The organism is Streptomyces sp. NPDC004732, assembly GCF_040609235.1.
Taxonomy (GTDB): domain Bacteria; phylum Actinomycetota; class Actinomycetes; order Streptomycetales; family Streptomycetaceae; genus Streptomyces.
Genome location: NZ_JBEXJR010000003.1, coordinates 153,857 through 173,644 on the forward strand (window position 1 = coordinate 153,857; position 19,788 = coordinate 173,644).

Here is a 19,788-nt window from a genome sequence, read left to right on the forward strand (position 1 = left end):
GGTCATCCGGCGGTCGGTGGTTGCTCAGCGAAGCGCGCCGGAGTGCTGAGGTGCTCACCCACCCGTTTGACCATGCGGGCCATCTCGTACGCCACTAGGCCGATGTCGGCCGTCACGGCGGTCAGGACGGCGAGGCAGGAGCCGTCGCCCGCGGCCGCCACGAACAGGAAGGCGTCATCCATCTCGACCATGGTCTGGCGCACGCCCCCCGCACCGAAGTGTCGGCCTGCGCCCTTGGCCAGGCTGTGGAAGCCCGAGGCGACGGCAGCGAGGTGCTCGGCGTCCTCGCGGCTGAGGGCGGTCGACGCGCCGACCGGGAGTCCGTCGTTGGACAGCACCACCGCGTGCCGCACCTCGCCGACGCGCAGCACCAAGTCGTCGAGCAGCCAGTCGAGTTCGCCGGTCCGTCCAGTGGGGATGCTCTGGTCCTGGATCATGCAGGGTCTCCTTCGATGCTGTCGCTGCCCGGTACGGGCCCCGAAGGCGTGGGGGCCGAGCCGCCGGTGCCCGGGAGCCGGCCGCCCCCGCGTGCCCAGCCGTTGCGGTATGCCGTCATCCGGTCGCGCACCTGCTCCGGGCTGCGCTCGTCCCGCCCGGCGTCTGCTGCCTCGCCGCCGCCGTTCGAGGGGTGGGGTTCGCGCAGCTGAGGGGCGAGGCTCGCCTGGCGCACTCGGCGCGGCAGTGCACTCGAGCCGTCCTGCGAGGTGTCCTGTGCATCGGCGCCCGCGACGTCGAGCGCATCGTTGTGCGTGGGCGGTGCGCCCGGGATATCGGCGGCGTCCCGACCCTGGTGCAACCGCAACGTGGTGACACCGGGCAGCGGCGGGGTCTCGACCGCGGCGGCCAGAACGGGACGGGAGGAGGTGTGCGGAATGGCGTCGGCATTCATGTGTTGGCCTGTTGCTCCCTGCACGCGCGCGTGCTCCTTTGCCAGGGCAGCCCCACGCGCCAATGGGCGGGCCTCCCCGTTGTGGGCGTCTTGGCTCTCCGCCGTGCCGCTGTGCAGGAGGGCTGTGGGCAGCAGCACGACCGCAGTGGTCCCTCCGTAGGGAGACGTACGCAGATGCACCTTGATGTCGTGGTGCGCCGCGAGCCTGCTGACCACGAAGAGGCCGAGTTGGTCGCTGCCGAACAGGTCGAGAGCCTCGGACTGCTCGACACGACGGTTGGCCTCCACGAGCATCTCCTTGCCCATGCCGAGCCCGCGGTCCTCGATCTCCAAGGCATAGCCGTTACCCACCGGCTCACCGCTGACCCGCACTTTGGTGTGTGGGGGCGAGAACTGGGCGGCGTTCTCGACGAGTTCGGCCAGGAGGTGGGTGAGGTCGGCCACCGCGGTTCCCAGGACCGATGCCGCGGGGAGTTGTCGTACCTCCACGCGCGCGTAGTCCTCGACTTCGGAGACTGCTGCGCGCACGACATTCGTCAGGGAGACAGGCATCCGCCAGGCTCGGCCGGGCGCGGCTCCGGAGAGGATGATCAGGCTCTCCGCGTGGCGCCTCATCCTGGTGGTCAGGTGGTCCAGCCGGAAGAGGTCGCTGAGCTCGTTCGGGTCATCGGCCCTGCGCTCCATGCTGTCGAGGAGGGTGAGCTGGCGGTGCACGAGTACCTGGGTCCTCCGAGCCAGATTGACGAACACTCCGGAGACGCCGCTTGCGAGCTCCGCACGCTCGATCGCGGCGCGCAGAGCCGCGCGATGGACCGTGCCGAGGGCCTCGGTGACCTGCCCGATCTCGTCCTCCGCAGGTGGCCCCGGCGGCGCCTCGGCACGGATCTCGATCTCTTCGCCCGCGCGCAGCCGTCGCATGGCGTGCGGGAGTTTGCGTCGCGCAATTTCAAGGGCTCCGTTGCGAAGGCTCACGAGTTCGACGACCAGGCCTCGCCCGATGCGTACGGAGATGACGAGTGAGCCGGCGACGGCGACCAGTCCGAGGAGAACCGCGGCGCCCGCTGGGGCGAGTACTCCGTGGGTGAAGGGGTCGGCACGGTCCGCGGCACCTCGGTCCGCCCCCTTCTTGATCGCGTGGACCCCGTCTCGCACCGCTGCGTAGGCCCCGTCCCAAGTCGTCACCGAAGCCGCGGCCAGGGCCTTCCGGCCGGGCTCGGCCACGAGGACCTTGTCCTCGGCTGCGCGAACGTTCCCGTAGGCCCTTCCGCCCTCGAGTTCGCGCCAGGCCGCTCGCTCCGGGCCGCCCAAGTCCGCGACCGCTGTTTCGGTCAGGGTCCGGCGGGTGTCGACGGCGCCGGTGAACAACCGGAGCCGTTCGCCGTCCAGGCCGCCGGTCTGCCGGGCCGCGGCAAGCACGGCGTCCTCACGGGCCAGCATTTCGCCCGCCCTGGAGAATTCGAGCAGCACGCGCGCGTGGGACCCCTGACCGGCATCCTGCAGGCCGGTCAGGGCGCCAGCTACTGCAAAGGCCTGGGAGATCGTCCTCGTGTACTGGCCGTACGCCGTGTCCCAGCCCGTACGGCGGTCCAGCACTTCGGTCCGCAGGGACCGCAGCTCTTCGGCTCCGGCCACGAATGCTTCCAGCCGGTCGGCCACCCCTTCGGGGAGACCTGCTCCTTCGGCGACGGTCTGTTTGTCACCCAGGCGCAGTGCGGCCACGGCCCGGTCGGTCCTTCTCGCCTGCCGCTCCAGCGCATCCCTGCGGTCGCCTCCGGGTTCGGCCGCCTGGCGTACCGCGGCGGCGCGTTCGGCTTGGAGCGCAGTGACGGCCGTCTCGATCGGGCCGCGCACGCCGGTGTCGGCGCGCTGCACCTGCCGCAGGCGTGCCACGTCCTGCGCCGTGGTGACGGTCGCGTACCCCCACAGGGCAAGCAACGAGACGACGGGCACCATCAGCAGGCACACGATCTTGGCTCGCACGGTACGTGGACGGGGCCTCCACCACCCCGCGTGCGTGGACGCCCTGTTCGTCGGTAGTTCCACGGACCTGTCCTCCTGGTCCGTATGTTCTTCGGCCGGCGGGCCCGCGTGGGCGCGGCGGCCGCGTGTCGGTTGCTCCGGAGGTTGAGGCCAAGGTGCGGTGCCTGCGGCTGGCTCGGGGGTGCTTCGGGTGGTGTCCATGGCCTCCTCGCTCGGTTGGGTGGGCTGGGGTGTCCCGGCCGTATCCGGGAGCCTCTTTAGGAAGCGACACCGTCCACCGGTCGCTGGGCCGAAACGGAGGCCTCGCGCTCGCCCTTGGTCGGGGACAGCGCGACGAAGGCCGAGGTCAGGAAGAGGTAGGACCCGAGGCCGACTGCGAGGGGAAAGATGAACTGCATCGTGGAGGCTCCGGGCAGGGCGGCATCGGAGGGCGTCACCCGCACGCTGACCGCGAGCATTCCGGTGTAGTGCATGCTCGTTACCGCCCCGCCCATGACCAGGGATGCCACGACGACCGCGAGTGGTGACTTGATGTGGAGGCCGGCCCAGAGCGCTGCGGTCGCCGCGACGACGGCGATGACTACGGAGAGCCCGACGAGTACGGGGTCGTACCGCACCTCACCGTGCAGGCGCAGTGCAGCCATGCCCAGGTAATGCATGCTTGCGACGCCGAGCCCTGTGGTGAGCCCGCCCAGCGCCAGGGCGCTTCCTCGATCGCGGCCGTAGCCCACAGCGAAGATGCCCGCGCCGACGACTGCCATCGCGACCAGAAGACTCAGGAACGTCAGGGGCACGTTGTAGCGGATCTCCGTGCCGGTGACGCCGAAGCCGAGCATGGCGACGAAGTGCATCGTCCAGATTCCGGTGCCGATGGCGGAGGCGGCGGTGATCAGCCAGTTCCGCCGCGATCGGCCCGAGGTGCCCAGCGCACGGACGGTGCAGCGCAGACCGAGTGCGGCGCCGATACAGGCCATCGCGTACGACAGCACGGGGGTCAGCCAGCCGAAGGTGGCGTGGTCCAGGTGTCCCATGGCCCCGGGACGCTAGTCCGACCCAGGGCGCACAACGGGGGCGCATTTCGAAAGCTGCTGCAATGTGACAGAGAGACAGCCCTGAACGATCGCGTCACGCTCGAACGAGTGCACCCAGTGCACGTGCGGCACTTTGCGGGATCATGGGTCGTATGAGCGACGACCACACGCAGGTCCAAGAGTTCTTCACGGCCCGCGCGGCTGACTGGGACACCCGTTTCCCCGATGACGGGCCCGCCTACCGGGCCGCCGTCGCCGAACTCGCCCTCAACTCCGGCTCCGCCGTGCTCGACGCCGGGTGCGGGACGGGGCGGGCTTTGCCGGCGCTCAGGGAGGCCGTAGGCCCCTCGGGCGTGGTGCTCGGCGCCGACCTGACACCGGCCATGCTGGAAGCCGCGACACAAGCGGGCAGGGGCCTTGACGGGCAGCTCCTGCTCGCCGACGTGGCGCGTCTGCCGCTGCGCGCGCAGTCAGTCGACGCCGTGTTCGGCGCCGGGCTGATTTCGCATCTGCCCGATCCTGCGGAGAACCTCAGGGAGTTGCGGCGAGTCGTGCGCCCTGGAGGGCTGCTCGCGCTCTTCCACCCCATCGGCAGGGCGGCGCTCGCGGCGCGTCAGGGGCGGCAGATCACTCCGGACGACCTGCGGGCGGAGGGCAACCTCGGGCCGCTGCTTGCCGAGTCCGGCTGGCGCATGACCTCGTACGTCGACGAGGACGCCCGCTTCCTCGCCCTGGCGGTACGCCAGGACTGAACCCACTCCCCGGCGACAGGCGATAGGCGACAGGCCGGACAGGTCCGACCGGCCTGTCAGGGGCAACCGGCGATCGCGGCGACGAAAGCATCCGGGTTGTCGAACATGACGTTGTGTCCCGCTCCCGGCACGGTCACCACGCGCACTCCTGACGCCGTCAGTTCTTCGTACCCGGCGAGTTCTCCGCTCGAAGCACCCTGCAAGTAGACGCGGTCGACGGGGAGTTCCATCAGCATTCGACGCATGGTCGGGTGAGTTCCCGCGACGAGTCCGGCAGCGCTGCGATGGAGTGCCAGAGGGTCCGCGAGGCGCATGGTGGCCGCCCAGGTGGCACCGATATCCTCGAGCACGCGCACGTAGCCACGGGCGACGAAGTCCTCCTCCGTGTAGGCGGCTATGCCGCTGCTGCCCGCCGTGGCGGGAGGATGCGGATCGAGGTTGGCCTCCGTGAGGACCAGCCTGGTCACTAGCTCGGGACGCCGATGTGCGAGCACGATGGCCACGGAGCCGCCCATGCTGTGCGCGACGATCTCCGCCCCGACCACCCGAGCCTCGTCGAGGACGGCGGCCAATGCGTCGGCGTGGCTTTCCAAGGAGTAGGCGAAGTCGGCGGGCCGGTCACTGAGGCCGTGTCCAGGAAGATCCACGAACAGTGAGCGTCTGCCTGCCAGTTCGGGCCTGGCCGCTATGTGCGCGTGGTAGACCGTCGACGCCGCTCCGAGGCCGTGAACGTAGACCCGCGCCGGTCCGTCCCCGTCCGCCTCGGTCCACCGCACACGGCTGCCTCGCGCATCGAACCGCGCCTCCTTCATCGCCCTACCCCGTTTCCCTCGTCACGTCGTCCACCTCGCCCGCCGCGAGCGGACCTCGGAGACAATACATCGGTGACGATGTATGGCGCATCAGGGGTACAGCGGGTGAGAAGGCCGGATGCGGCAGAATGCAGTCCATGCTCGAACTGGCCATCCTCGGATTCCTCTACGACGCCGCCCTGCACGGCTATGAACTGCGCAAGCGCATCACGGCACTGACCGGGCACGTGCGCCCCGTCGCGGAGAGCACGCTGTACCCCGCCATCAAACGGCTCGAAAAGGCCGGCCTGCTGGCCAGGGAGACTCAGCCCGGCGCCGTGGCCGCGCCGCGCCACGTCCTGACCCTCACTTCGGCCGGAAGGCAGGAGTTGCACAAGCGGCTCGCGGAACCGGCACGGGGAGACATCACGGACGAGAACCGCTGGTTCACGCTCCTTGCCTTCCTGCGCCACCTCGACGACGCAAGGGCACAAGCAGGGGTGCTGCGGCAGCGTCTGGCCTTCCTGGAAGAACCGGCCAGCTTCTTCTACGACGGCGAGCGTCCCATGAGCGCGGAGGAGCTCGACGACCCCTTCCGGCGCGGGATCCTCACGATCGCGCGCGCGACGAGCCAGGCCGAACTCACCTGGCTGCGGGCCACCTTGGCGTCACTCGACGGGAGTCACCGCTGATCCGCCCTTGTACGGCACCGGGCACCCGCGAACGCCCGGCATGGGGAACGAACCGAGCTCGGCAACCTCGTATCCGTCGGGGTAGCCCTTGATCTCCCGGTTCTGCCGTGCGTAGTGCGGCGTCCGGCGCGGCGGCATGAGGCGCACCGCGCGCCCCCGCAACCGCACCGCGCCCCGAACCAGGGAGCGGGTGACAGCTTCCGGCTCTTCGTATCGGAACGCCCGTAGCAAGGGCTCGTCCAGCAACGCGACAGTCGCCCTTCGCAGCATGGGCGCCAGCGGGCTCGGGTACCACGAGGCCATCAGGTCCAGGGTCGCGTCGGACACGCCACGAGCCCCTTGGTCCCAGCCGAAGTTGGCCTCTTCGTAGTCATCGAGACACTTCTCGAACTCTTCGTAGGAGCCCGGAATCTCCGCGATGCCCATGTGCTGCCCGAGGGTGCGGTAGTACACGGCAGCGGCGGCCGACTCGTGACGTGAGAGCCTGCGCCAGCCGTAGGTGTCGATCCACCGCTTCGGCACCACCACGAACGTGCACAGCACGTATCGCATGTCGTCGTTGCTGATGTCGTAGCTGCGGTGCATCTGGTTGATGCGACGGATGGCGGTGCGGCCCTCGTCGCTTGCGAAACCGTGTTCCACAACGGTGTCGAGCAGAAGGGCCGTGTCGTCGTACCGCTTCTGCGTACGATCCGTCAGTTCTGCTGTCTGCGCGAGCAGTCGACCGATGCTGGGCACCGCGTACGTGCGGTAGAGCGCGAGTTCTAGTGCGCGCGTATAGTCCCACGGAAACTCGAACGTCGTGGTGAGCCGGTAGATCTCAAGGAAGTCCCGCTCCGGATCGAGGCGCCTGATCTGCTCGAGTCGCTCGAAACGCTTCACCGCGCGGTCCCCCTTCTGCCACCGGAGCATTAACTCTACGTTGGCGAACGGCAGATGCAGGGATCAACGGTGGTGGGCACGCTCCCGGGGGAAGGTAGACCACATGTTTGACGCACTCCGAAAGTTCTGGCGAGCCGATAAGCCCCCAACGATTGAGGACGGGGCCGTGCGCGGCCCACAGAAGCAGGGGCGCCCCCACAACCTCTTCGAAGCGGCCGCCGTCTATGTGGCGGCATCTGCCGAGGACGACCAACCCAAGATGGACGAAGCGCGGGGATGGGTCTCTCCGGAGGCACTGTCCTTCGGTGTCAATGAGCTCGCGTGCCGCGCTGTCATAGCCCTTGCGCGCGAACGCGACGAGTCACCACGGGATGTGGCCCGTTTGCTCCTCGGACTGCCCGCCGCTTGAGCCCGCTTCCGTCGCGTACCTGTCGTTCAAGGCGGTCCGCTGGTGATTTTCCTGGTCATCCCCCTCTCGACGATCTCTGGGGCCAGTGGTTAGGGTGCGCCGACGGGTGAAGCGATGGGGAGGCTGGCATGGCCGGGACGGACGACGCTGTCGCCGCCGATGACGACGCACTGTACGTCCTCACGGCGGTACTGCTGACGCCCGCGAAGTTCCCCAGCGTGCTGGGCGACGACTATCCGGAGGCCTGCGCGACGCTGGATCTGGCGCCGCTGGCCGCCGGGTACGGGCTGGTGCTCGGTCAGGACGGCGAGGGCGCGCGCTGGACGGTCGTCGTCGACGATGTGTCGCTCGTGGCCGTGGCGATCGCCTCGTGGGACTGCGGCATGGAGTACGACCTGTCCCCCGACGAACGCACCGTGGTCGCCGCGCTGCCCGGCTGGCCCCTCGCGGTCGCGGTGGCGGCGCCAGGAGTGCCCGCTCCGCACGACCCGGGACCCGATGACGCGGGCCGACCTCCGCTCGCACCACCGGAAGCCGGGGCCTGGGGTCCGGCCCAGCGGCGGCTGGGAGCGGACGAGATAGCGCTGCAGTGGGCGGCATGGCGGGGACAGATCGACGACGGCGACTTCGCGACGGACGGCACCCAGGAGACACCCCCAGCAGACGCCGGGGCAGCACCTCTTACCGGTGTCAGGCGTGTCCTGGCAGAAGCGCGCGCCTATGTGGACACGCCGCCGCCCCTGGGCCGGGTGCGGTCGGCCTTCGCCTCAGGTGACGCACGTACTTTGCGGGCCGACGGCCCTGGCTGGTCACTGGTCGCCAGGACCGACGACATCGCGTTCGTGCTGCTGGACGAGGAGCCGGGGGAGGTGCTTCCGGTGGGCCGTGGGCCCGAGCTTCCCTCGCTCCTGGAGGCCCTCGACAAGATGGCGGTGCGTCCTTCCTGAGTCGGCTGACGGGTGGCCCGTCGCTCTTACCCGCCCGAACGGCCGGGTGCCGACTTCAGGGCTCAGTGACCTATCTCCTTGCGCGTGACACGGCGCAGCCGACGCCGCTGGCCCGAGTCGAGCGTGAGATAGGCGGCCGCGGGGACTCCGAGCACGAGCAGGAGCGTGGCCCACCACGGCAACCAGAACAGCAGAATGATTCCGGCCGCCACACCACCTGCGGCGATCTTCGCCTTCTTCGACATGTGCGTCGCCTCCTTCGCGGCGTGTGCCGCTCTCTTTCTTGGAGAACGGGAACTGCTCCTCTTCGGTTCCTGGTCGCAACCCTGAGAGACCCCTGAGACTCGACCCCTACTGGTCCCTGACCTGCTCGGACCCGAGTGTTGAGCTGCTCGATCGACGTCCTCCGGCCTACTCGACCCGGAGCGGCTCGCCGACTTCATACATGTGCCGCAGAACCTGCCGGTAGGAGTCGACGAATCCAGCTTCTGTATAGGGCATGCCCACAGCCGCGCAGTGGGCGCGCACGACAGGCTGGGCGAGTCGTAGGTTGGGCCGGGGCATGCTCGGAAACAGGTGGTGCTCGATCTGGTAGTTGAGGCCGCCGAGGAACCAGTCGGTCACCGGGCCGCCGCGGACGTTGCGGGAGGTCAGCACCTGGCGCTGCAGGTGCCCCCACCGTTCGCCGTTCGGGTCCGGCATTTCCATGCCCTTGTGGTTGGGCGCGAAAGCCAGCCCGAGGTGCAGGCCGAACAGTGCCTGGTGGACCGCGGCGAAGGCGATGGCGTGGCCGAGGGGCATGGCGGCGAGGAGCAGCGTCGTGTAGCCGACGAGGTGAGCGACCAGCAGAAGGCCTTCCACCACGCGTTCGCGCGGGGCCTGGCGCCGCAGATCCTGGAAGCCGTAGATCTTCATGGCGACGCCCTGGAGAAGCGTCAGCGGGAAGAAGAGCCAGGACTGGTTGCGGGTGAGCCAACGCTGGAAGCCGACCCGGACCTTGGCCTGCCTACTGGTCCACACGAGGACGTTCGCGGCGACGTCGGGGTCCTTGTCGACGTGGTTGGGGTTGGCGTGGTGTCTGTTGTGTTTGTCGTTCCACCAGGCCGAGCTCATCCCGAGCAGGAGATTGCCGTGCACGAGGCCGATGGTGCGACCGACGGACCGGTTCGCCGATATCTGCGAATGGCCCGCGTCATGACCGATGAACGCCGTCCGTGCACACAGGACGGACAACACCGGGGCGAGCAGCAGCACCCACCACGAGCCACCTAGAAGGAACATCCCCACGCCCACAGCCGCCAGCGCGAAGGCATTGACCGCGATGGTTCGCGTGTACCAACCGATGCGCCGGTCCAGGAGGCCCTGTTCCTTGACCGTGCGCAGCAGAGGGGCGAAATCACTTCCGGCACTTTTTTTGCCAGTGCTGACTGGGGAGCGTTCCGCTACCGCGGCGGCCTGGGACATGGTGGGTCTCCGGTCTTCATGACAACGGGCTGACCTGATAAAACGTACGGATCGGTGACCTTGGGCAACCATGGCGGCACCACCCGTTTCCCACCGGGGGTCAGCACCGCCCGACAGGGGGGCTGGCTACACCCCCCGACGCGAAGTGACCTGAATCACCACCGAATCGCTCCCGCGAAAGCCCCACCTTGCTGTACTCTCGGCCGCTCCGGTCTCAGTAGTCAAGTTTGAGGAATGCGCCATCGCTGTGCACAGGCTCCCTGTCGTGTCCCCCTCCGAGATCTCCGAACTGTCCCGCTGCTCCGTTCTCTTCGTGCCTGCCGACCCGCCTCGCGACGGACGCATTGCGTTCTGGCGCACCGACGGCACCGAGCCCCCTGCCACGGCTGCCGGTGACCATGAAGAACTGACCCTCGTCGTGCCGGGGGATTACGGCGTCGAGCTCGCGACCGTGCCCGCAGTACTGGTTCCCGTCCGCGCCGCTCTGCCGGTCCTCACGCGCGGGCGTGCCACTACGGAGACACATCCGACGGGCGCCTTCTGGGGGACGGCAGGGGTGCTGGCCCTGCAACTGGCGGCTCGTGGTCTGCTGTTGCCGGGACTGACCGTCAGCGATCACGATGCGTGGCGTACCGGCCCGCTAGGCTCCGGGGACCTGGAGCGGCTGCGGGAGCTGGCCGCGGCGATGCCACCGGCCGCCCACGCACTGCCGCTAGGCGACAGCGTGCCGCTGCGACTGCCCGAGCCCGAGCATTTGCTGCGCCAATTCCTCGACGCCGTGGCCGACACGCTCCCCCGCTCCGCCGCCGCGCCACTGGCCTCGGGCGGACCTGTGTTCGCCTCCGCCGAGGCCCAGCACGTGCCGGAGCAGCGCGCCTGGGCGCTGGACGTCGCTGCCGGACACGACGCCGGAGTGCGGATCTCGCTGCGCCTGGAAATTCCCGGTCTCGCCACGGTCGCCGAAGACGGCACGCGGCTGCCCTTCCGTGCCGTGCTGCAGTTGCACAGTGTCAGCGATCCCTCGCTCGTCGCGGATGCCGCCGAGGTGTGGGCCGGGTCCGGCGCCTCGGGCCAGGCCTTCGGGCCGCGTGCGCGCATGGATGCACTGCTCGCGCTGCGTCGTGCCACGCGCGCGTGGCCGCCGCTCGCCCCGCTGCTGTCGGCCACCGTCCCCGACGCGATCGAGCTGGCCGACGAGGACGTCACCGCGCTCCTCAGCGAGGGCGCCCGCATGCTGACAGCCGCGGGCGTCGACGTGCACTGGCCCAAAGAGCTGGCGCGCAATCTCACCGCACACGCGGTCATCGGCCCGGCGGACGATGACGGCGAGGACGACCGCAAGGGCCCGCACAAGCTCTCCTCGGACACGCCGTCATTCCTCTCGGCCGATGCCCTCCTCGCCTTCAACTGGCGTTTCGCGTTGGGCGACCAGCAGCTCACCCGGACAGAGCTGGACACCCTCGCGGAGTCCAACCGTCCGGTGGTGCGCCTGCGTGACCAGTGGGTACTGGTCGACCCTTCCGAGATCCGGCGCGCCCGCGACCAGCAGGATCACAAGGTCACCCCTATCGATGCCCTAGGGGCCGCGCTGACGGGCACCACCGAGGTCGGGGGTCAGCGAGTCGACGTACAGCCGACGGGCTGGCTCGCCACCTTGCGCGAGCGGCTCGCCGACCCGGAGGGTATGGAGTCTGTCGGGCAACCCGAGGCGCTTGCTGCCGAGTTGCGCGACTACCAGCTGCGCGGCCTGAACTGGTTGGCGCGGATGACATCGCTCGGCCTCGGTGGCTGTCTTGCCGACGACATGGGTCTCGGCAAGACGATCACACTGATCTCTCTGCATCTGCATCGCCAGACCCAGGAGGAGTCCGCAGGGCCCACGCTGGTCGTCTGCCCGACGTCACTGATGGGCAACTGGCAGCGCGAGATCGAAAGGTTCGCGCCGGGCACCCGCGTACGCCGCTTCCACGGTTCCCAGCGCAGCCTCGATGACCTGGTGAACGGCGAGTTCGTCCTCACCACCTACGGCACCATGCGGCTCGACGCGGAGAGACTCGGTCAGACCTCCTGGGGCATGGTCGTCGCCGACGAAGCACAGCACGTCAAGAATCCGTACTCGGCAACAGCGAAGCAGCTGCGGACCATCGCCGCACGCGCGCGCGTGGCACTCACCGGCACGCCCGTGGAGAACAACCTCTCCGAGCTGTGGGCCATCCTCGACTGGACGACACCTGGCCTACTCGGCAGGCTCGGCACGTTCCGTATTCGCTATGCCCAGGCCGTTGAGGGCGGTACGGATCCCGCCGCTGCCGAGCGGCTCGGACAGCTCGTGCGGCCGTTCCTGTTGCGTCGCCGCAAGTCGGATCCGGGCATCGCGCCCGAGCTGCCGCCGAAGACGGAGACCGACCGCGCCGTCTCGCTCAGCGCGGAACAAACGGGCCTCTACGAAGCAGTCGTGCGGGAGACGCTCGCAGACATCTCCGGCTCCGACGGGATCGCGCGCAGGGGCCTGATCGTCAAGCTCCTCACCGGGCTCAAGCAGATCTGCAACCACCCCGCGCAGTACCTCAAGGAGGACGAGCCCCGGATCCCGGGCCGCTCCGGAAAGCTGGAGCTGCTCGACGAGTTGCTCGACACGATCCTCGCCGAGGACGCGAGCGTGCTCGTCTTCACGCAGTACGTTCAGATGGCGCGCCTCATCGAGCAGCATCTGTCGGCGCGCGGAGTTCCCTCGCAGTTCCTGCACGGGGGTACCCCTGTGGCGCAGCGGGAAGCCATGGTGCAGCGCTTCCAGGACGGCGACGTGCCCGTCTTCCTGTTGTCTCTCAAGGCTGCGGGAACGGGCTTGAACCTGACCCGTGCCGAGCATGTGGTGCACTACGACCGTTGGTGGAACCCCGCCGTGGAGGCGCAGGCCACCGACCGCGCGTACCGCATCGGGCAGACGCAGCCGGTGCAGGTGCACCGGCTGATCGCGGAGGGGACCATCGAGGACCGCATCGCCGACATGCTGCTGCGCAAGCAGGAGTTGGCGGACGCCGTCCTCGGGTCGGGCGAGGCCGCTCTCACCGAGCTGACCGATGCCGAACTGTCGGATCTGGTGGAGCTGCGAGGGGGCACGCGATGAGTGACATCCATGACGACACGTACGACCACGCGGACGACGAGCGCGGGGGCGCGCAGGAGCAGGAGCGCACGTTCGCGGCGTTGCCTCCCGCCCACGGACGGGGCTTCGCTCAGAGCTGGTGGGGTCAGGCCTGGTTGAAGGCCCTTGAGGACACCGCTCTGGACCTGCAGCAGCTGAAGTCCGGGCGCAGGCTCGCGCGCGCGGGTGCGGTGGGCGCGGTCTCCGTACGCCCCGGCCGCATCACGGCAGTGGTCAAGGACCGGGACGGTACGCCGCACCGTTCCGATGTCCTGCTGCAGGAGTTGGGCCCGGAGGACTGGGACCGCTTCCTGGAGATGGCCATCGAGCGGGCCGGGCACATCGCCGCGCTCCTGGACCGGGACATGCCGCCGCACCTGGTGGAGGATTCCGCGGCGGCGGGCGTCGAGCTCCTGCCCGGCATCGGCGATCTGGAGCCCGAGTGCGACTGTGAGGCATGGGACCACTGCGGGCACACGGCCGCACTCTGCTACCAAGTGGCGCGTCTTCTCGATGAGGACCCGTTCGTGCTGCTGCTGATGCGGGGGCGCGGGGAGCGGGTGCTGCTCGACGAGTTGCAGGCGCGTAGCGCTTCGAGAGCCGAGACACCGGAGGCTCCGGAGGGTGCCCAGGATGCCGGTCCAGCGGGCGTCGACGCCGCGGAGGCGTACGCGGACGGCGCCATCCTCCCGCCGCTGCCCGCCCTGCCTCCGCTGCCCGCAGAGCCCGGTCTGCCGCCGACTCTCGACACCGAGGCGGAGCCCGCTCCGGGGCTCGACGTGCAGGCGGTCGAGTTCCTGGCCGCGCAGGCCGCCGTCGAGGCGTACCGGATACTCGCCGACGCTCTCGCCCCCGGTCACGAACACCTGCCCGTCGAAGGTGAGTTGACCGGCAGCGAGGACGCCGTGCGTCTGGCAGCGGCGCAGCCCGGAACCGCGGTCGAGGCACGGCTCGCGGTGGCATCCGAGCGTGGTCGGGACGGCCTCGCTCTCGCCGTCCGGGCCTGGAAGTACGGGGGCCGGGCCGCGCTCCACGTCCTCGAAGAGGAGTGGACGCCGAAGGAGGAAGCGCTGGCACGCGCGCGTGCCGCGCTCGACACGGCCTGGGACGAGGACGAGCGGCCACAGCTGCGGGCGGCCCACAACCGCTGGACCGTGGTCGGCGGGGACGTACAGCTGCGCCATGGCCGAGACGGCCGTTGGTGGCCCTACCGGAGGGAACGCGGCCGATGGGTTCCTGCGGGGCCCGCGGCCCACGACCCTGCGACGGCACTGGCTGTGGCGAGCGGAGGCGAGTGACGCTGCCCGTCGCTTTCGGAGTGACGTGGCCCATCGTCCCGAAGCGTGACGCGGGCCGTCATCGCGAACGTCGAGCACGTCGGCGCCGAGGAGAACGCTGGGCCGAGGACCCGGGCGGCGCCCACCGGCGCTTTCCGGCCGGACCCGCGCGCGCCGGGAACACCGGCGTGTGCACTCCCCCAGCCCGGTGATTGAGCGCGGACAAGCCGTCCGCGATGGTGGGTCACGTCGGTTCAGGGAGGTCCGACACAGGCCTTCCCGGACTCATCAGCGGGGACATCGGGTTCGTCAGCTCTGCTCGCGTGACCGATCTGAAGGGGGTTGACCGAGGCACTGCGCCCGCACGGGTACTGATCGGACCAGTGGTCGCCGGCGGCGCCTCCTGCCCCTCGCAGGAGGCGCCGTCGGCACGTCTCCCGCAGTTCACCCGCAGGCCCCCTCGCGTTCGTGACGGCGGCGAAGTCTGACCGCTGTCAACGCACCCGTGCACCAGGAGGCCCCGATGTCCCCGCACGCCGCCCGTAGGGGCCGTGTCCGCCGTTCTGCAGCCGTCGGTCTGCCGCTCGCCCTGATCGCCGCTCTTGCGGTGGCAGGCACCGCCACAGGCCGCACGACCGCCGGGCACGGCGAGGCGCGGGTCACCGCGACCGCGACTCTCGGCGACATTCCGCTCGGCACCTTCAGCAACGCACTGCTTCCGGGCACGGTGAAGAACGACCGTGGGGTCGATCTCGGCGGCATCGGCAGCGACCTCTACCCGGCGGGTCGCAAGGGCGAGTTCTGGACGGTGACCGACCGAGGGCCCAACGGACAGATCAAGGTGGACGGCAAGAAGCGCCGCACCTTCCCGGTGCCCGGCTTCGACCCGGCGATCGTGAAGATCCGGGTACGCGGGGACAAGGTCAAGGTTGTCTCCGCGCTGCCGCTCACGACCTCGTCCGGCAAGCCCGTCACCGGCCTGCCCAACCAGGAAGGGCGCGACGAGGCCCCGTACTCGTACGACGCGAAGACCTCCGTCTCGTACAACCCGAACGGGCTCGACACGGAGGGGCTCGTGCGTGCCCCGGACGGCTCCTTCTGGCTGGTCGACGAGTACGGGCCGTCCCTGATCCATGTCTCCGCGCGCGGGAAGGTCATCAAGCGCTACGTTCCGCGCGGGCTGAAGCTGCGCGGCGCCGACTACCCGGTCGTCGAGGCGCTGCCAGGCATCCTTCTGCACCGCAAGACGAACCGCGGCTTCGAAGGGCTCACCCAACTCCCCGGCGGGGACCTCGTGATGGCTGTGCAGAGCCCGCTCTCCCTGCCTGACGAGGACGCGGGCGAGGGCTCGCGCACAGCACGGCTGCTGCGCTTCTCGCCGAAGAAGCAGGCCGTCACCGCCGAGTACGCCTACCGGTTCGACCCCGTGGACATCGTCGACCCCGGCGAGGACGACACCTCCGAACTCAAGATCTCATCCGTTGTCGCCGTCGGGCGCGACCGGCTCCTCGTTCAGGAACGCACCGACAAGGCCGCTCGCCTCCAGACCGTCACCCTGGATCGTGAAGCGAACATCCTGGGCGACAAGTGGGACAAGAGCGCGACACAGCCCTCCTTGGAGGAGCTCGAAGACCCCACCGCCTCCGGAGTGCCTGTCCTCGACAAGCGACTGGTGGTCGACCTGAACACCGTCGACGGCGTACCCGATAAAATCGAAGGCGTCGCCCGGGTCGACAGTCGCACTCTGGCCCTCATCAACGACAACGACTTCGGGATGAGCGACGGTCCTGAGGCCTTCGACAAGGACGGCCGCCTGGTGGACAGCGGTACGGAGACCACGGTGACGTACGTACGGCTTCCTCGAAAGTACTGACTCCGGAGAGGTCGATTGGTCAGGACAGCGGCCTTGTGAGCTTGTGTTTGCCCGGTCCGCTGTCCCCCGCCAGGCTGCAGGCGACGTTGTCGATACCGACCTTGTAGCCCGTGGCATCCGGGTATTGCACCAGGGTTCCTCGTACTGTTCCGGACGGCTGGCTGTGCGCCTTGCGTTCCAGTGGCTGGTCGCAGAGAGCGGCCGCCGCCCGTTTCAGGGCGGCGTCGGTCGTGTAGGAGCCCTTCAGTTCGGCGAACTCGACGACTTCGGCGTCGTGCGGTGTGCTGCACGACCTCTTCGCGGCCTGCCCCGGCCTGCTGCTGTCGACGTTGAAGCAGTCACCTGTCTTCAACAGGTAGTACGGGACTTGCTCATCGACAGGCGAGGGTGCGGCAGAGCCGAGGTCGGTCGGGAATTCCGTAGGCAGGGTCGGGAAATCGGTGGGCAGCGACGGGACACCGCTCGGCAGACCGGTGGGCAGCTCACTCGGAATCTGGGACGGGATGCTCAAGGAGGGCGTGGGTTCACGCGACGTGCTTCTGCTGGACTCGACCGGTTCCTTCTTGCCGTCACCGTCATCGCCGGTGACCACAAGAACCCCCGCGGCAATGGCACCCGCGGCCACGACGACCGCGAGCACGACGTACAGGCCGGTACGCCGCCATGAAGGCCCGCCAGGGGGCTGAGGCGGCGGCCAGCCCCCGGTCCCCGGAGGGGGCCCGTACCCGCCGCCCGGCGGGGGCCCGAACCCACCACCGGGCGGTGGACCACTGGGCGGGGGACCGCTGGGCGGCGGAGGCGGCTGCGGCGGTACGGGCGGCATGGCCATACCATCAAGAGTCGCCTCGAACCGGTCATATAGCGACCCCCGTGCGTAAGTTGACGGAAGCCCAGCCGGAAAGCCGGATCAGCCCCGAGCCGCCAGAAGATGATCCATGGCCAGCTGGTCGAGGCGCTCGAAAGCCATCCCTCGCGCTGCGGCCTCCGCCACGTCGAACGCCTCATAGGCGCTCCTGTCGGCGAGCAGACCCGAGAGCCCGTCATCCGCCGTGGGAACCGCCAGCTCGTCCAGGCGCGCGGCACGCAGCGCCTCACGCACCTCGGGGTCGGCCCGGAAGACAGCCGACCGCTCGCGCAGAATCAGGTAGTTGCGCATACATCCCGCAGCCGACGCCCACACTCCCTCGTAGTCCTCGGTGCGAGGCGGCTTGAAGTCGAAGTGCCTCGGGCCTTCGTAACCACCCCTCTCCAGGAGGTCCACCAGCCAGAAGGCGCTGCGCAGATCCCCCGCCCCGAACCGCAGATCCTGGTCGTACTTGATGCCGGTCTGGCCATTGAGGTCGATGTGGAAGAGTTTGCCCATCCACAGCGCCTGCGCGATGGAGTGCGGGAAGTTCAGGCCCGCCATCTGTTCGTGTCCCACCTCGGGGTTAACGCCGTACAGCTCGGGACGCTCCAGGCGCTCGATGAACGCGAGGGCGTGGCCGACCGTGGGCAACAGGATGTCGCCGCGCGGCTCGTTCGGCTTCGGCTCGATCGCGAAACGCAGGTCATAGCCCTGTGTGGTCACGTACTCGCCGAGCAGGTCGAAGGCCTCCTTCATGCGGTCGAGCGCATCCGTCACGTCCTTCGCGGCGCCGGATTCCGCACCCTCCCTGCCGCCCCATGCCACATAGGTGCGGGCGCCCAGTTCCGCCGCGAGGTCGATGTTGCGAATCGTCTTCCTCAGCGCATAGCGGCGTACGCCCCGGTCGTTGGCGGTGAACCCGCCGTCCTTGAAGACGGGGTGGGTAAAGAGATTCGTGGTGGCCATCGGCACGACGAGGCCCGTCGCGTCCAGCGCCTGTCGGAAACGCTTGATGTGCCCCTCCCGTTCCGAGTCGGAGGATCCGAAGGGGATCAGGTCGTCGTCGTGGAACGTCACTCCGTAGGCACCCAGTTCGGCGAGGTGCCGCACCGAGTCGGCAGGGTCGATCGCGGCCCGGGTGGCGTCTCCGAAGGGGTCCCGGCCCTGCCAGCCGACGGTCCACAGGCCGAAGCTGAACTTGTCCTCAGGGGTGGGCTGGTAGTTCATGTACGGCTCCCTCACCTATTTCGTCATGGCGCTTTACAAATTAGTATCCGAGGGCGCTGCTGGGAAGGTCGAGGTGTGAACTCCGGAGCGCACCCGGGGACAGCCGCAGGAACGGAGATCGTCATGTCATCAGCGCCCACTGCTCAAGGGCCCCTCGTCGTCGGGGTGGACAGCTCTACTCAGTCCACCAAAGTGCTGGTCGTCGACTCGGCCACCGGCCGGGTTGTCGCGCGGGGACAGGCTCCGCACCACGTCAGCACCGGCGAGCTCCGCGAGAGCGACCCCAAGGAGTGGTGGGACGCCCTGTGCACAGCCCTCGATCAGTGCGGCCGACCGGCCCGGGAGGCCGCCGCCGTATCCATCGGCGGGCAGCAGCACGGACTCGTCACCCTCGGCAAGGACGGCAGCCCGGTGCGGCCTGCGCTGCTCTGGAACGACGTGCGGTCGGCCCCGCAGGCCCAGAGCCTCGTGGAGCGTCTCGGCGGCCCCAAGGTGTGGGCCGATCGGATCGGCAGCGTCCCGGGGCCCTCCTTCACCGTGACGAAGTGGGCCTGGCTCGCCGAGAACGAGCCCGCCTCGGCCCGCGCCACCACAGCCGTGCGTCTGCCCCACGACTACCTCACGGAACGACTGACCGGTCTCGGTACGACGGACCGCGGCGACGTCTCCGGAACGGGCTGGTGGGCGTCAGGAGCGGAACAGTACGACGAGGGAATCCTCGACATGGTGGGCCTCGACCCGGCGCTGCTGCCCCGCGTCGCGCGCCCCGGGGAGATCGTCGGAACGGTCCGGAACGGCGATGAACTGCCCTTCTCCAAGGGCACACTGGTCGCCCCCGGCACCGGTGACAACGCGGCAGCTGCCCTGGGGCTCGGGCTGCGACCCGGCTCACCGGTGCTGAGCCTCGGCACGTCGGGCACGGTGTACGCCGTCTCGGAGCGCCGCCCCGCGGACCCGACCGGTACCGTCGCGGGCTTCGCCGACGCGCGCGGCGCATGGCTGCCGCTGGCCTGCACCCTGAACTGCACCCAGGCCGTCGACCGAGTGGCCGCGCTGCTCCATCTGGAGCGTGAGGCGGTGGACCCGGGCGGCTCTGTCACGCTCCTGCCCTACCTCGACGGCGAGCGCACGCCGAACCTTCCGCACTCCTCCGGAGTGCTGCACGGCCTGCGGCACGACACGACGCCGGGGCAGTTGCTGCAGGCCGCGTACGACGGAGCCGTCCACTCGCTGCTCGGCGCCCTCGACGTGGTCCTGGATCCGGACGCCGACCGGTCCTCCCCGCTGTTGCTCATCGGAGGCGGGGCACGTGGCAAGGCCTGGCAGCACACGGTGCGGCGGCTGTCCGGACGCCCCGTGCAGGTTCCCGAAGCCGAGGAACTGGTGGCGCTCGGCGCCGCGGCCCAGGCGGCCGGATTGCTGACCGGGGAGGACCCCAGTGCCATCGCGAGGCGTTGGGACACTGCTCGGGGGCCTGTACTCGACCCCGTGGAACGCGACGAGGCGGCGCTGTCCCGGATCTCCGGGGTACTCTCCGACGCGGCGCCGCTCCTGGACAGGGCGCCCCATGGGGAGTGAGGAC

Annotated in this window: 17 protein-coding genes; 8 read left to right on the forward strand and 9 right to left on the reverse strand. The window is 69.5% G+C overall.

Annotation, left to right across the window (positions count from 1 at the left end; genetic code table 11):
• Positions 1-2: 2 nt before the first annotated feature.
• Genes ABZV77_RS09785 through ABZV77_RS09795 form a run of 3 tightly spaced genes read right to left on the reverse strand, consistent with a single transcriptional unit; the run spans position 3 to position 3,900 of the window.
• A complete protein-coding gene (locus ABZV77_RS09785; RefSeq protein ID WP_356252824.1) occupies positions 3-437 on the reverse strand; it encodes a roadblock/LC7 domain-containing protein in 435 nt (144 codons plus the stop codon).
• Positions 434-3,070 (reverse strand): nitrate- and nitrite sensing domain-containing protein, encoded by a 2,637-nt coding sequence (locus ABZV77_RS09790; RefSeq protein WP_356252827.1) that lies wholly within the window; start codon positions 3,068-3,070, stop codon positions 434-436. The genes ABZV77_RS09785 and ABZV77_RS09790 overlap by 4 nt, the downstream gene beginning before the upstream one ends.
• A gap of 56 nt (positions 3,071-3,126) precedes the next feature.
• A complete protein-coding gene (locus ABZV77_RS09795) occupies positions 3,127-3,900 on the reverse strand; it encodes an MHYT domain-containing protein (RefSeq protein ID WP_356252829.1) in 774 nt (257 codons plus the stop codon).
• 152 nt (positions 3,901-4,052) lie between these two features.
• On the opposite strand from ABZV77_RS09795, the gene ABZV77_RS09800 reads away from it, so the two are divergent.
• Positions 4,053-4,652 (forward strand): class I SAM-dependent methyltransferase, encoded by a 600-nt coding sequence (locus ABZV77_RS09800; RefSeq protein ID WP_356252832.1) that lies wholly within the window; start codon positions 4,053-4,055, stop codon positions 4,650-4,652.
• Positions 4,653-4,708: 56 nt separating this feature from the next.
• On the opposite strand, the gene ABZV77_RS09805 is transcribed toward ABZV77_RS09800, so the two are convergent.
• On the reverse strand, positions 4,709-5,464 hold the full coding sequence (locus tag ABZV77_RS09805) for an alpha/beta hydrolase (protein WP_356252835.1): 756 nt from the start codon (positions 5,462-5,464) through the stop codon (positions 4,709-4,711).
• Between the two features lie 137 nt (positions 5,465-5,601).
• Between ABZV77_RS09805 and ABZV77_RS09810 the strand changes: the two genes are divergently transcribed.
• On the forward strand, positions 5,602-6,135 hold the full coding sequence (locus tag ABZV77_RS09810; protein WP_356252838.1) for a PadR family transcriptional regulator: 534 nt from the start codon (positions 5,602-5,604) through the stop codon (positions 6,133-6,135).
• Here ABZV77_RS09810 and ABZV77_RS09815 read toward each other — a convergent pair.
• Entirely contained in the window at positions 6,112-7,017 is a 906-nt protein-coding gene (locus tag ABZV77_RS09815) for an oxygenase MpaB family protein (RefSeq protein WP_356252841.1), read from the reverse strand. The two genes, ABZV77_RS09810 and ABZV77_RS09815, sit on opposite strands and share 24 nt — an antisense overlap.
• 103 nt (positions 7,018-7,120) lie before the next feature.
• Here ABZV77_RS09815 and ABZV77_RS09820 point away from each other — a divergent pair, with 103 nt between their 5' ends.
• Both ABZV77_RS09820 and ABZV77_RS09825 read left to right on the forward strand, forming a co-directional pair.
• Positions 7,121-7,426, forward strand: a complete 306-nt coding sequence (locus ABZV77_RS09820; RefSeq protein WP_356252844.1) for a hypothetical protein — start codon at positions 7,121-7,123, stop codon at positions 7,424-7,426.
• 128 nt (positions 7,427-7,554) lie between these two features.
• Positions 7,555-8,373 carry a hypothetical protein gene (locus tag ABZV77_RS09825; protein WP_356252847.1) on the forward strand — a complete coding sequence of 273 codons (819 nt, stop codon included), beginning with the start codon at positions 7,555-7,557 and terminating at the stop codon, positions 8,371-8,373.
• A gap of 62 nt (positions 8,374-8,435) precedes the next feature.
• Here the strand turns inward: ABZV77_RS09825 and ABZV77_RS09830 are convergent, their stop codons facing one another.
• Positions 8,436-8,618: a hypothetical protein gene (locus ABZV77_RS09830; RefSeq protein WP_356252850.1), complete on the reverse strand. Its 183-nt coding sequence runs from the start codon at positions 8,616-8,618 to the stop codon at positions 8,436-8,438.
• Between the two features lie 166 nt (positions 8,619-8,784).
• Positions 8,785-9,837 (reverse strand): acyl-CoA desaturase, encoded by a 1,053-nt coding sequence (locus tag ABZV77_RS09835; protein ID WP_356252853.1) that lies wholly within the window; start codon positions 9,835-9,837, stop codon positions 8,785-8,787.
• 247 nt (positions 9,838-10,084) lie between these two features.
• Here ABZV77_RS09835 and ABZV77_RS09840 point away from each other — a divergent pair, with 247 nt between their 5' ends.
• From ABZV77_RS09840 to ABZV77_RS09850, 3 genes are all read left to right on the forward strand, one after another.
• The gene (locus ABZV77_RS09840; RefSeq protein WP_356252856.1) at positions 10,085-12,964 is read left to right on the forward strand and encodes a DEAD/DEAH box helicase; all 2,880 of its coding nucleotides are present in this window, start codon (positions 10,085-10,087) and stop codon (positions 12,962-12,964) included.
• A complete protein-coding gene (locus tag ABZV77_RS09845; RefSeq protein WP_356252858.1) occupies positions 12,961-14,280 on the forward strand; it encodes an SWF or SNF family helicase in 1,320 nt (439 codons plus the stop codon). Before ABZV77_RS09840 ends, ABZV77_RS09845 begins: the two co-directional genes overlap by 4 nt.
• Positions 14,281-14,782: 502 nt before the next feature.
• Positions 14,783-16,132: an esterase-like activity of phytase family protein gene (locus ABZV77_RS09850; RefSeq protein ID WP_356252861.1), complete on the forward strand. Its 1,350-nt coding sequence runs from the start codon at positions 14,783-14,785 to the stop codon at positions 16,130-16,132.
• A 19-nt stretch (positions 16,133-16,151) separates the two neighbouring features.
• On the opposite strand, the gene ABZV77_RS09855 is transcribed toward ABZV77_RS09850, so the two are convergent.
• Positions 16,152-16,772 (reverse strand): hypothetical protein, encoded by a 621-nt coding sequence (locus ABZV77_RS09855; protein WP_356252864.1) that lies wholly within the window; start codon positions 16,770-16,772, stop codon positions 16,152-16,154.
• A 267-nt stretch (positions 16,773-17,039) separates the two neighbouring features.
• Entirely contained in the window at positions 17,040-18,206 is a 1,167-nt protein-coding gene (gene xylA, locus ABZV77_RS09860; RefSeq protein WP_356252867.1) for a xylose isomerase, read from the reverse strand.
• A gap of 123 nt (positions 18,207-18,329) precedes the next feature.
• Here xylA and xylB point away from each other — a divergent pair, with 123 nt between their 5' ends.
• Positions 18,330-19,784, forward strand: coding sequence for a xylulokinase (gene xylB / locus ABZV77_RS09865; protein ID WP_356252870.1), 1,455 nt, complete (start codon positions 18,330-18,332; stop codon positions 19,782-19,784).
• Positions 19,785-19,788: the final 4 nt, after the last annotated feature.

What these genes read in the sequence shown, in the direction of transcription:
- ABZV77_RS09845 (WP_356252858.1), top strand. Translation starts at nt 12,961, where the DNA reads ATGAGTGACATCCATGACGACACGTACGACCACGCGGACGACGAGCGC.
- ABZV77_RS09850 (WP_356252861.1), top strand. Translation starts at nt 14,783, where the DNA reads ATGTCCCCGCACGCCGCCCGTAGGGGCCGTGTCCGCCGTTCTGCAGCC.
- ABZV77_RS09825 (WP_356252847.1), top strand. Translation starts at nt 7,555, where the DNA reads ATGGCCGGGACGGACGACGCTGTCGCCGCCGATGACGACGCACTGTAC.
- ABZV77_RS09800 (WP_356252832.1), top strand. Translation starts at nt 4,053, where the DNA reads ATGAGCGACGACCACACGCAGGTCCAAGAGTTCTTCACGGCCCGCGCG.
- xylA (WP_356252867.1), bottom strand. Translation starts at nt 18,206, where the DNA reads ATGAACTACCAGCCCACCCCTGAGGACAAGTTCAGCTTCGGCCTGTGG.
- ABZV77_RS09805 (WP_356252835.1), bottom strand. Translation starts at nt 5,464, where the DNA reads ATGAAGGAGGCGCGGTTCGATGCGCGAGGCAGCCGTGTGCGGTGGACC.
- ABZV77_RS09790 (WP_356252827.1), bottom strand. Translation starts at nt 3,070, where the DNA reads ATGGACACCACCCGAAGCACCCCCGAGCCAGCCGCAGGCACCGCACCT.
- ABZV77_RS09795 (WP_356252829.1), bottom strand. Translation starts at nt 3,900, where the DNA reads ATGGGACACCTGGACCACGCCACCTTCGGCTGGCTGACCCCCGTGCTG.
- ABZV77_RS09820 (WP_356252844.1), top strand. Translation starts at nt 7,121, where the DNA reads ATGTTTGACGCACTCCGAAAGTTCTGGCGAGCCGATAAGCCCCCAACG.
- ABZV77_RS09830 (WP_356252850.1), bottom strand. Translation starts at nt 8,618, where the DNA reads ATGTCGAAGAAGGCGAAGATCGCCGCAGGTGGTGTGGCGGCCGGAATC.
- ABZV77_RS09785 (WP_356252824.1), bottom strand. Translation starts at nt 437, where the DNA reads ATGATCCAGGACCAGAGCATCCCCACTGGACGGACCGGCGAACTCGAC.
- ABZV77_RS09810 (WP_356252838.1), top strand. Translation starts at nt 5,602, where the DNA reads ATGCTCGAACTGGCCATCCTCGGATTCCTCTACGACGCCGCCCTGCAC.
- xylB (WP_356252870.1), top strand. Translation starts at nt 18,330, where the DNA reads ATGTCATCAGCGCCCACTGCTCAAGGGCCCCTCGTCGTCGGGGTGGAC.
- ABZV77_RS09835 (WP_356252853.1), bottom strand. Translation starts at nt 9,837, where the DNA reads ATGTCCCAGGCCGCCGCGGTAGCGGAACGCTCCCCAGTCAGCACTGGC.